Raw genomic sequence first — 10,111 nt, 5'->3', positions numbered from 1 at the left:
AATTGATACTGTCCATCGCAGCTCTCGGTGTGTCACCATTTATCATGCAGGTCACGGAGAGCCTTATAACCATCGTGTTCACACATGGACTCCAGAAGTACGGCGATGACCTGTACGTGGGATCGTTCACCATACTTCAGAGTATCATGCAGATTATATTTATCCCGATGAGCGGCTTCTCACAGGGAGTCCAGCCCATCATCAGCTACAACTACGGCAAGGGCAATGTAGCCAGAGTGAAGAAGACATGTACCATACTGATAACCATGTCCATCATAGTGTCATTTGTCCTGGCCGGCGCAGCATTCCTGTTCCCGTCTATGGCTGCCGGAATATTTACCTCGGATGAATCCCTCAAAGCACTCTGTGCAAAGGTTCTTCCGATATACATATTCGGAATGATGTTCTTTGGCATACAGAACGGATGTCAGCAGTCCTTCATATCCATGGGTCAGGCAGGCAAATCCCTTATATTTGCACTGCTGAGAAAGGTCATACTGATAATCCCACTCGCGATCATCCTGCCATACTGCACACACTCAGTCATGAGCATTTACTACGCCGAGCCTATCAGCGACATAGTATCCGCCTTCTCCTGCGGCGCGACATTCCTGCTGACATTTAAGTCAATGATGAAAGGCGCAGGGCAGAAGTAACCCTCCTCATTTTCCTTCTCAGCAACACCATGCCCACCACGCACGACACGATCTCCGTGATCGGGAATGCCCACCATATCAGTGATACATCCGCCTGACCGCCTCTGACCAGAGCCGCAAATGCTCCGGCAAGCGGCAGGATGATTATCAACTGTCTGAGCAGCGATATCACAAGCGATTCCACACCGCCTTCAAGGGCCTGATATATTCCCTGAAATGCAACATTTACCCCGGCAAATACGAAACTTAGGGAGATTATCCTCATGGCGTCTATAAAATACACTCTGGACTGTCCCGCATTGAAAAGTCCGGCAAATGCAGCTGGAAACAGCTCTGTCACAGCCATTCCAAACACCATCAGCACTATTGTGTAGATTATTCCATACTTAATCGCAGCATTTATCCTCTTTCTGTCACCCATTCCATAGCTGTATGCCGTGATCGGGGTGATCGCATCCCTGAGTCCAAATGCGAGAAACAGCACAAACTGCTGAACCTTGTAGAATAGACCATATGCAGTCTGCGCCGACTGGTTAAACTTGAGAATGAGATTCAGCGCGTATACCATGATGGACATAAGTGCCTGGGCTATGATGGCCGGGAGTCCTATGGCATATATTCCCCGGATGATTCTCCAGTCAGGCTTCATGTATGCACATCCATGTTCAAATTCCTTATTAAGTCTCAGATGAAACACGCACAGCAGAACCGCAGACGCTATCTGACCTATAATAGTCGCATAGGCGGCTCCTCTGACACCCATCTCAGGAAATGGTCCCACTCCGTATATGAGAAGCGGATCAAGTATGATGTTTATGACAGCTCCCATCACCTGACCTATCGTTGAATACATGGATCTGCCAGTTGCCTGAAGCAGCTTCTCAAACAACGAGAAGAATATTATTCCAAATGAATACACACAGCATATTCTTAGATAATCCACAGCCATCTCTGTGACCTGCGTGTCCATAGTCTGTGAGACTATATAAGTCCTCACTCCCAATATTCCAAATAACAAACACACCACATATATTACAGCACCGAGAAACAGACTGTTGCCAGCCACCTTGGCAGCTCTTTCCTTATCACCCTGACCAAGGGTTCTGGCAATAAACGCATTTGTGCCGACTCCCGTGCCTATGCCCAGAGCAACCATGAGCATCTGCACCGGAAATACCAGCGTGAGGGCATTTAACGCGGCCTCACTTCCCACCTTCATATTTCCCACAAATGCGCTGTCTACGATGTTGTACACCGCCTGAAGCGCCATGGAAAGAATCATAGGAATACCCATCTGGATCATCAGCTTTCCAACTGGCATATCTTTCATCTTATTTTTCTCTCTGTTTTCCTCTTTGTTCTTATCCATTTCTTCCACTCTTCAAACTCCTTTCCCTGAACAAAAAAATGCAGCTACCGCCTAAGTTAGTTGGACTTACGCTGAATAGCTACACACTAGAAAATTATTTATATACACATAAAAAGCGAGTGACAAAACTGGATTTACGCAATCTTTGCCACTCGCTTTCGATGTGTATTATACTTTTTGTTTTTGAAAAAGTAAAGTTGTAAAATTTATAATGGACTGAACATGTTATCCAGAATATCCTGATAATTTCTGTCACCAAGTGTCTCTATAGCTATTATCATCGTATACTTTCCGTCATCTGATCTTACTATTACATTTGTCAGAGAGTACTCAGTTCCAGACATATCAGCCGTTGCTGTACATATGTAGTGCTCTTCGCCAAATACTGTACACTTGGAATAATCAGTCTCAATATTGCTTGCTTCAGCGCCAATTCTACTTGCTGTAGATGTAATAACAGTATCCATCTGAGCAACAGTTGCCTTTGCTACTGTATTCTCATCAGCCCACACATCATAACCGTAATTTCCACCACCCTTAGGGGACTTTATTTTGAGCAGAATATAGTGTGTACCATCATTTGCACAGAATGCATAATCGTTTCCTACCGTAAAGCTATTGTCCAGATTATCCAATGCCCTCTGTACAGTCTCATCGCTATTGGAATCCTCCACAACCTCAGAGATATCGGTGGCAGTCAGTAATGAACCTCTTGTCTGAATTCCATAGCTTCCTTCAAGGTTGATCTTAAATCCAAAATACGAATTCTCATAACCATTCTTGGTGTATACACCTACTATTGAAGGATCAGCTTCTGCCTCTTCACTGTCCTCTGTATCTTCCTCTGTGTCCTCCTCATCAATGGCGACCGAACTGTCCTCAGTATCATCTGCAGTGTCCTGTGTTTCAGTATCCTGCTCCTCTGTTGCTGCTTCTGTCTCAGCTTCAGTTGTAGCCTTAGTTACAGAATTGTCATTGCCCCCACAGCCTGTCAGCATCAATCCCATCATCATTGCAGCCACTACAATATAACTTGTTCCCTTTTTCATATTGTTCATTTCCTCCTAAATGTATAAAATTAGCAACATCTCTATTATAAGGTAACTATTATATTATGCAAGATATTTATGATTGCAAACTATACAAACCTGACGGCTGTCCACTATAGCTATGAACTTTTCTTTATTATATACGTCCACCATATACAGGAAAACCACTGCTCGCTCCATAGCTCTCGATCTTCTTGAAATTCTTAAGAGCCTCCATATCCTCTGCACTTATCTCGAAATCGACCTCTGTATTGCTCTTCATGTGCTCTGGATTGGCCGTCTTTGGCAGTGAAATTGTTCCGAGCTGGATAGTATATCTGATGCAGAGCTGTGGAACAGTCACACCATACTTGTCCGCCATAGCCTTGATCTCAGGCTGATTGAGTATCTCACCATGTGCGATAGGTGAATAAGCCTCAACAAGTATATCGTTCTTCTGACAGTAATCCACCAGTTCTATCGGAGTATTGCTGATATGAAGAAGTATCTGGTTGACCATAGGCTTGATCTCAGCAATCTCCATAAGGCTCTCGATATCACCGATCTGGAAATTGGATATACCAATAGCCTTGAGCTTGCCTTCCTTGTATGCCTCCTCAAGTGCTCTCCATGCTGCTCTGTTGCCCTCCACGTATCTGTCATCGCTCTGATTTACCTTTACCCAAGGCTGTGGGCTGTGAATGATCATCATATCGAGATAGTCAAGTCCCATCTTCTCAAGCGTTCCATCGATTCCCGCCTTGGCCTCCTCATATGTCTTGTGCTCAGCCGCAACCTTTGAGACTACGAACAGTTCTTCTCTTGGAATACCACAAGTTCTAACTCCTTCGCCTACTCCGCGCTCATTGCCGTATGCCTGTGCAGTGTCAATATGTCTGTAACCTATCTTTACGGCCTCCCTCACGGCATCTGCTACCTTGTCATCGTCGATGAACCATGTTCCAAGTCCAAGCTTTGGAATTGCTACTCCATTGTTAAGTGTGTAAGTTTCTTTTAACATTTTTATATCCTCCTGTTTCTTTTTATTTCAATTTCAAATTATTTCCAGCTATGTTTATTACATCTGTTCAGTTACTTATCTGACACATTACTGTCCAAGGCCGAGCCCGCTTATCCAGTCGGCCACATCCTGCTGTGTCACACCCGACGAGAATCTCTGACCATCCTTCCAGTCTCCGCTTCCTGCCTCAGAAGCCAGATCATCTGCACTGCTTCCCAGTCCTGAGCTCGCCGATGTGCAGAACGGATATACAGTCTTGCCAGTGAAGTCATTTGCCTTGACAAATGAATCTACCGGCCATGCAGACGTTCCCCACCATATAGGATAACCTACAAATACCGTATCATACGATTCCCAGCCAGGAACTTCAGTGGTGGTAAGCTCCACATCCCTGAGGCTTTCGTCATTGTGTTCCTTTGATACCCTGCTGCTGTCATCATTGTAGTTCAGATCATCCGATGTATACTCCTGGGCCGGGGTGATCTCAAATATATCTGCTCCTGTCTCTGCCGCTATATATTCTGCAGCATCTTTTGTATTTCCAGTTGCTGAAAAATAGATCACCAGAGTCTTACCTGTCTCTGTGTCAACATTGTCTGTCTCATCAGCGCTGCTTTCCTCGCTGGTCTGTTCCTCTGATACCGTAGAGTCAGCGTTGTCGTTGCTTGTATCGGCCTCATTGACCGCATCCGTAACAACCTCTGTCTGGGTTTCTGCCTGTGTGGTACTTTTACTTTCTGTGCTGTCACCACTTCCGCATCCAACAAGTCCAAAAGCCATAACAGCACACACTAAAAATGCTCCTAATTTCTTCATTAAAGCGTCCTCCTGTCTGTTTTAACTACCATTTTTTCGAAAAACGTCAGGAACTGTTTCTCTGACATATCTAATAATACTCTTTGGAGTTCACTTCAAGGCAAGGACTTTTTTTGTATTCTTGATTTTTCTATCGTCTGCTCATTTTTGCTGTATTTTCACTCCACAAATCAAGCACCATATATTTTGTATCTTTTTCCTTCTGAATCACCCATTTTAGGAAAATATTATCTCCTTTTCCATATAAAAAGGCCCGAAAGACACAAAATCTGTAAATTTGTATCTTTCGAGCCAATTTCAATCTTATTTGCGAAAATATTATATCTTTTCTGTTGTAATCTGCCTGATGGAAACAATTTTGAGATAATTTTCTTCCACCGGATTTCAGCCAATCTTTATGATAAAGTCATATCTCCATCCTTAACCCAGCCGAGTTTTCTCACCACCATGTTGATGAGCGGGCAGAGAACTGCAGGAAGTACAAATGAGATTAGGATCAGACCAACCCAGTCCATAGCTGTGACCGCTGTCTTGCTTCCCGCCTCGATATCATTCATCCAGCCTGTGTATACTCCGATCTGTCCAACCAGACCACATGTACCCATACCTGATGATACAGGAGTTCCATTCATCTGAAGCTTGAACAGACATGTTGCAAGAGGACCTGTAATCGCAGAGGTAACTATAGGTGCGATCCAGATTCTCGGATTCTTGATGATGTTACCCATCTGGAGCATTGATGTTCCGATTCCCTGTGAAACAAGGCCACCCCATTTATTCTCTCTGAATGACATAACTGCAAATCCAACCATCTGCGCACAACATCCCGCCACAGCAGCACCGCCGGCCAGACCTGTAAGTCCGAATGCCGCACATATCGCAGCGGATGATATCGGAAGTGTAAGTGCCACACCGACGAGAACTGATACCGCAATACCCATCCAGAACGGCTGAAGGTTTGTAGCCAGCATGATGAGATCTCCGACCTTCATGGCTATGGCACCGAGTGTAGGTGCAAGAAGTGCAGACACAGCCACACCACTTCCGATGGTAACCAGAGGTGTCACCAGTATGTCAATCTTTGTCTCCTTTGAGACAACCTTTCCAAGTTCAGTTGCAATAACTGCAATAAAATAAACTGCCAGCGGGCCTCCTGCGCCGCCCAAGGCATTTGCCGCAAATCCAACTGTTATCAGTGAGAACAATACGAGCTGTGGTGCCTTAAGAGCATATCCTATAGCCACCGCCATCGCAGGTCCTGCCATAGCAGATGCGAGACCTCCAACTGTATAATCTGTTCCATTCACGGTCGCAACAACCGCTTTGAGAAATCCTACACCAAACTGATTGCCAAGTGTGTTCAATATAGTTCCGATAAGCAGAGTACAGAACAATCCCTGTGCCATGGCACCCAGGGCATCTATTCCGTATCTCTTGACGCTGAACACGATGTCCTTCTTCTTCAAGAATCCTTTTACCTTTTCCATCATTCTTCTCCTTATTGAAATTATATTGCTGTCAATTACTTCAATTTCTCAAGTATACCCAGTGTATACCTCCATGTTCTCTGTACACTGGCAACATCCATAGACTCTCTGCTTGTATGGATATTCTTCATATCCGGGCCAAATGATACACAGTCCAGACCCGGCATCTTGCCAGCGAAAAGTCCACACTCCACTCCGGCGTGAATCGCCTGTATAACAGGCTTTCTTCCATACTGCTCTTCAAACACATCCACCATAATATCTCTGAGAGGAGAATCATGTCTGTACTCCCATGCAGGATAATCCCCCTGCACTTCCAGACTTCCACCAGCCGAGACAGATACACATCGGAGCTGATCTATCAGATTTTCCTTTTCAGACTGTATACTGCTTCTTACTGAAAAGCTTGCTGTGACCTCATCCTCAGTTGTATTCAATATTCCAAGATTCAGCGATGTCTGCACAAGCCCTTCTATATCATTGCTCATCTTCTGAATTCCATTTGGCATCATCATAAGACTCCTGATAACTATATCCGATGACTTTTCTGTCATAACTCTGTTGATCATGGTTCTACCATACATATCGTTCTGCACATCATCCGCGTTATTATATGAACCCAGATCATCTGACAGATCCGTTTCTACTTTCACTACAAGCTCTGGATCAGTATTTCCCAATTCATGCCTCATAATCTTCTCATTCTTTTCCGCAGATTTTACAAAGTTATCCACATCCTCCGGATCAATACCCACATATGCCTCCGCCTTGTTAGGTATTGCATTGTCCTTAAGACCGCCCTGTATAGATATCAGTCTGTATGGAACATCCCTTCCTATATTATATAGAAGTCTTGCAAGCTGCTTGTCGGCATTTGCCCTCTGTTTTATGATCTCCACGCCGGAATGTCCACCGGTAAGACCCTCTACAATAATTTTCACAACTGAATGATCATCTTCTGCATTCTCATATTCAACCGGAATATGGCACGTAGCACACGCACCTCCGGCACATGACACCAGCAGATACCCCTCATCCTCAGAATCCAGATTGAGCATGATCCGTGACTTAAGTGGACTACAGTCAATCGCCGCAGCTCCCAGCATTCCTATCTCCTCATCAACCGTAAATACACACTCAATCGGTGGATGTGGTATATCATCGGCATCCAGTATAGCCAGTGCAAATGCCACAGCTATCCCGTCATCTCCGCCAAGGGTGGTTCCATCAGCGGATATCACTCCGTCCTCAAGCACTAGTCTCAGTCCGTCCCGCTCAAAATCAATATCACAGTCAACATCTTTCTCACAGACCATATCCATATGTCCCTGTAGCATGACAGGGGCACTGTCCTCATACCCGGCAGTTCCGTCCTTGAATATGATCACATTGTTGCTCTCATCCTGTATATATCTCAGATTTTTGTCTATGGCAAACTTCACCAGATAATCACTTATCTTCTTTGTATCCGACGATTCGTGTGGAATCCCGCATATCTCCTCAAAGAAATGAAAAACTCCATATGGCTCGATATTTGATAAAACTCCCATGCTATATTCTCCTTTTTATAGTATTTTTCATGCCCAATTACTTTATTAGAATACTTTCTATCAGGTATTTCATTTCAACTCTACAATCCGTATACTATCATGTCTCTGATTATATATTTGACACCCGTCAATTTCAACTCACCTCTCAAATTTCATAGTACCTGCATTCGTTGACTTTGTAACCTCTTAATGATATATATTAATCAAATGCGTAACTTAGCATACAACACAGATTGCACAGACATCCATGTGCAGTAGATTGGAGAGTATCATGTCAGAGAATTGTACACACAACTGCAGTACCTGTGGTCAGAGCTGTTCCAGCAGAACAGAACCACAGAGTCTTATCATAGAGCCACATCCAGGTTCACATATAAAACATATTATTGCCGTGGTCAGCGGCAAAGGAGGAGTCGGCAAATCCTCAGTAACCTGTCAGCTCGCCGTTCTCATGCAGCGCATGGGTTACAAGACAGCCATACTTGACGCAGATATCACAGGACCTTCTATTCCAAAGGCATTTGGCGTACATAAGACACCAGAGGCAGAAGGAGATTTCCTGTATCCCGATGAGACGGAAACAGGAATCAAGATCATGTCTGTGAATCTTCTTCTGGACGACGAGACAACACCTGTCCTCTGGAGAGGACCTATCATAGCGGGAACAGTCAAGCAGTTCTACTCAGACATCATCTGGGGAGACATAGACTATATGTTCATCGACTGTCCTCCTGGAACCGGTGACGTGCCACTTACCATATTCCAGTCCATCCCTATAGATGGAGTTGTGGTAGTTACCACCCCTCAGGATCTCGTATCTGTCATCGTTGGAAAGGCTGTTCACATGGCAGACAGCATGAATATCCCTGTCATTGGTATGATAGAGAATATGTCATATTTCATTTGTCCTGACTGCAATAACAAGCACTATATATTTGGCAAGAGCCAGCTTGAGCAGGTCATAAGAGACCTGTATATAGGCCACGCGATCCGTCTGCCTATCAATCCTTCCCTTGCGGGGCTTATGGATAGGGGTGAGATAGAGCACATGGAAGCAAATGCTGATCTTCAGGAATTTGCTGATCTCATAAGCACATTTGACCCTGACAAATACTAATTCACCTATCAGTTAATAACAATTATCATCTATTTTGGAGGTAAATAATATGGATATCCGGCACATCCTGAACAACTGCATATTGTGTCCAAGAAAATGCGGTGTAGACCGTACATCCGGTCACACAGGTGCCTGCCATATGACAGACACAGTCAGGGTAAGCCGTGCAGCACTCCACATGTGGGAAGAGCCATGTATATCCGGAGAGAACGGTTCAGGTGCCGTATTCTTCTCCGGATGTGCACTTGGATGCTGCTTCTGCCAGAATAAAGCCATATCCGGAGGCAAGGCTGGCAAGGATATATCCATATCAAGGCTGTGCAACATTTTCTTTGAGCTTCAGGATAAGGGTGCCAACAACATCAATCTTGTCACACCGGATCACTATATACCACAGATCATATCAGCTATAGACATGGCGAGATCACGGAACTTCAAGCTTCCATTTGTATATAACTGCAGTGGTTATGAAACGGCCGAGATGATACAGCTACTTGATGGCTATATAGACGTGTATCTTCCTGATTTCAAATTCATGTCACCGGATCTGTCCGCAAAATACAGTAATGCTCCAGACTATCCTGAACATGCCAAATCCTCCATATCTGAGATGGTCAGACAATGCGGAGGAGACCAGACCCGCTTTGATGACGACGGAATTATGCAGAGAGGTGTTATCGTCCGTCATCTGCAGCTTCCTGATCATCTGGATGATTCCAAGTCAATAATCACATATCTATATAACACATACAAAGATTCAATATATATAAGCATCATGAACCAGTACACCCCTATGCCGGGAATTGAGAATAGATTTCCAGAGCTTGGCAGAACTATAACTCCTTCTGAATACGATGAGCTTGTGGATTATGCCATTGATATCGGCGTTGAAAATGGATTTATACAGGAGGGTGAGACAGCAAAAGAGAGCTTCATTCCAGCATTCGATAACGAAGGCGTGTAACCCACACATCTTCAAATAAGGAAATAAATAAAAGACCATGGATTTTTGCACAAAAAAATGGACCAGCCACAACATATTGCAGTCAATCCATCTTGTAGTGGGC

Annotated in this window: 9 protein-coding genes; 3 read left to right on the top strand and 6 right to left on the bottom strand. The window is 44.4% G+C overall.

Translation table 11 applies throughout. From position 1 onward, the window contains the following. Positions 1–656: MATE family efflux transporter (locus AB5150_RS12165; RefSeq protein ID WP_368291939.1), on the top strand; the 656-nt coding region annotated here is incomplete at its 5' end. On the opposite strand, the gene AB5150_RS12160 is transcribed toward AB5150_RS12165, so the two are convergent. The 6 genes from AB5150_RS12160 to AB5150_RS12135 all read right to left on the bottom strand — a co-directional run bounded on the left by AB5150_RS12160 (position 622) and on the right by AB5150_RS12135 (position 7,927). After that, positions 622–2,025 (bottom strand): MATE family efflux transporter, encoded by a 1,404-nt coding sequence (locus AB5150_RS12160; RefSeq protein ID WP_368291949.1) that lies wholly within the window; start codon positions 2,023–2,025, stop codon positions 622–624. The genes AB5150_RS12165 and AB5150_RS12160 overlap by 35 nt on opposite strands. A gap of 206 nt (positions 2,026–2,231) precedes the next feature. Continuing rightward, the gene (locus AB5150_RS12155) at positions 2,232–3,074 is read right to left on the bottom strand and encodes a hypothetical protein (protein WP_022217400.1); all 843 of its coding nucleotides are present in this window, start codon (positions 3,072–3,074) and stop codon (positions 2,232–2,234) included. Between the two features lie 136 nt (positions 3,075–3,210). Continuing rightward, positions 3,211–4,074 (bottom strand): aldo/keto reductase, encoded by an 864-nt coding sequence (locus tag AB5150_RS12150; RefSeq protein WP_368291938.1) that lies wholly within the window; start codon positions 4,072–4,074, stop codon positions 3,211–3,213. Positions 4,075–4,161: 87 nt separating this feature from the next. Beyond that, positions 4,162–4,890: a flavodoxin gene (locus tag AB5150_RS12145; protein WP_015534419.1), complete on the bottom strand. Its 729-nt coding sequence runs from the start codon at positions 4,888–4,890 to the stop codon at positions 4,162–4,164. Positions 4,891–5,285: 395 nt separating this feature from the next. Next, positions 5,286–6,377 carry a PTS transporter subunit IIC gene (locus tag AB5150_RS12140; RefSeq protein WP_055272015.1) on the bottom strand — a complete coding sequence of 364 codons (1,092 nt, stop codon included), beginning with the start codon at positions 6,375–6,377 and terminating at the stop codon, positions 5,286–5,288. Between the two features lie 35 nt (positions 6,378–6,412). Continuing rightward, the gene (locus AB5150_RS12135; RefSeq protein ID WP_368291937.1) at positions 6,413–7,927 is read right to left on the bottom strand and encodes an aminoacyl-histidine dipeptidase; all 1,515 of its coding nucleotides are present in this window, start codon (positions 7,925–7,927) and stop codon (positions 6,413–6,415) included. 271 nt (positions 7,928–8,198) lie between these two features. On the opposite strand from AB5150_RS12135, the gene AB5150_RS12130 reads away from it, so the two are divergent. Next, entirely contained in the window at positions 8,199–9,044 is an 846-nt protein-coding gene (locus tag AB5150_RS12130; protein ID WP_022217397.1) for an Mrp/NBP35 family ATP-binding protein, read from the top strand. 49 nt (positions 9,045–9,093) lie between these two features. Beyond that, on the top strand, positions 9,094–10,008 hold the full coding sequence (locus AB5150_RS12125; RefSeq protein WP_055145984.1) for a 4Fe-4S cluster-binding domain-containing protein: 915 nt from the start codon (positions 9,094–9,096) through the stop codon (positions 10,006–10,008). The last annotated feature ends 103 nt before the right edge of the window (positions 10,009–10,111 follow it).

This window comes from Coprococcus sp. RTP21281st1_F1_RTP21281_210402 (assembly GCF_040915325.1).
GTDB lineage: Bacteria > Bacillota > Clostridia > Lachnospirales > Lachnospiraceae > Coprococcus > Coprococcus aceti.
The sequence above is the reverse complement of the archived record's forward strand: the minus strand, read 5'-3'. Positions and strand labels throughout refer to the sequence as shown.

What these genes read in the sequence shown, in the direction of transcription:
- AB5150_RS12160 (WP_368291949.1), bottom strand. Translation starts at nt 2,025, where the DNA reads ATGGATAAGAACAAAGAGGAAAACAGAGAGAAAAATAAGATGAAAGAT.
- AB5150_RS12125 (WP_055145984.1), top strand. Translation starts at nt 9,094, where the DNA reads ATGGATATCCGGCACATCCTGAACAACTGCATATTGTGTCCAAGAAAA.
- AB5150_RS12135 (WP_368291937.1), bottom strand. Translation starts at nt 7,927, where the DNA reads ATGGGAGTTTTATCAAATATCGAGCCATATGGAGTTTTTCATTTCTTT.
- AB5150_RS12145 (WP_015534419.1), bottom strand. Translation starts at nt 4,890, where the DNA reads ATGAAGAAATTAGGAGCATTTTTAGTGTGTGCTGTTATGGCTTTTGGA.
- AB5150_RS12155 (WP_022217400.1), bottom strand. Translation starts at nt 3,074, where the DNA reads ATGAAAAAGGGAACAAGTTATATTGTAGTGGCTGCAATGATGATGGGA.
- AB5150_RS12140 (WP_055272015.1), bottom strand. Translation starts at nt 6,377, where the DNA reads ATGGAAAAGGTAAAAGGATTCTTGAAGAAGAAGGACATCGTGTTCAGC.
- AB5150_RS12130 (WP_022217397.1), top strand. Translation starts at nt 8,199, where the DNA reads ATGTCAGAGAATTGTACACACAACTGCAGTACCTGTGGTCAGAGCTGT.
- AB5150_RS12150 (WP_368291938.1), bottom strand. Translation starts at nt 4,074, where the DNA reads ATGTTAAAAGAAACTTACACACTTAACAATGGAGTAGCAATTCCAAAG.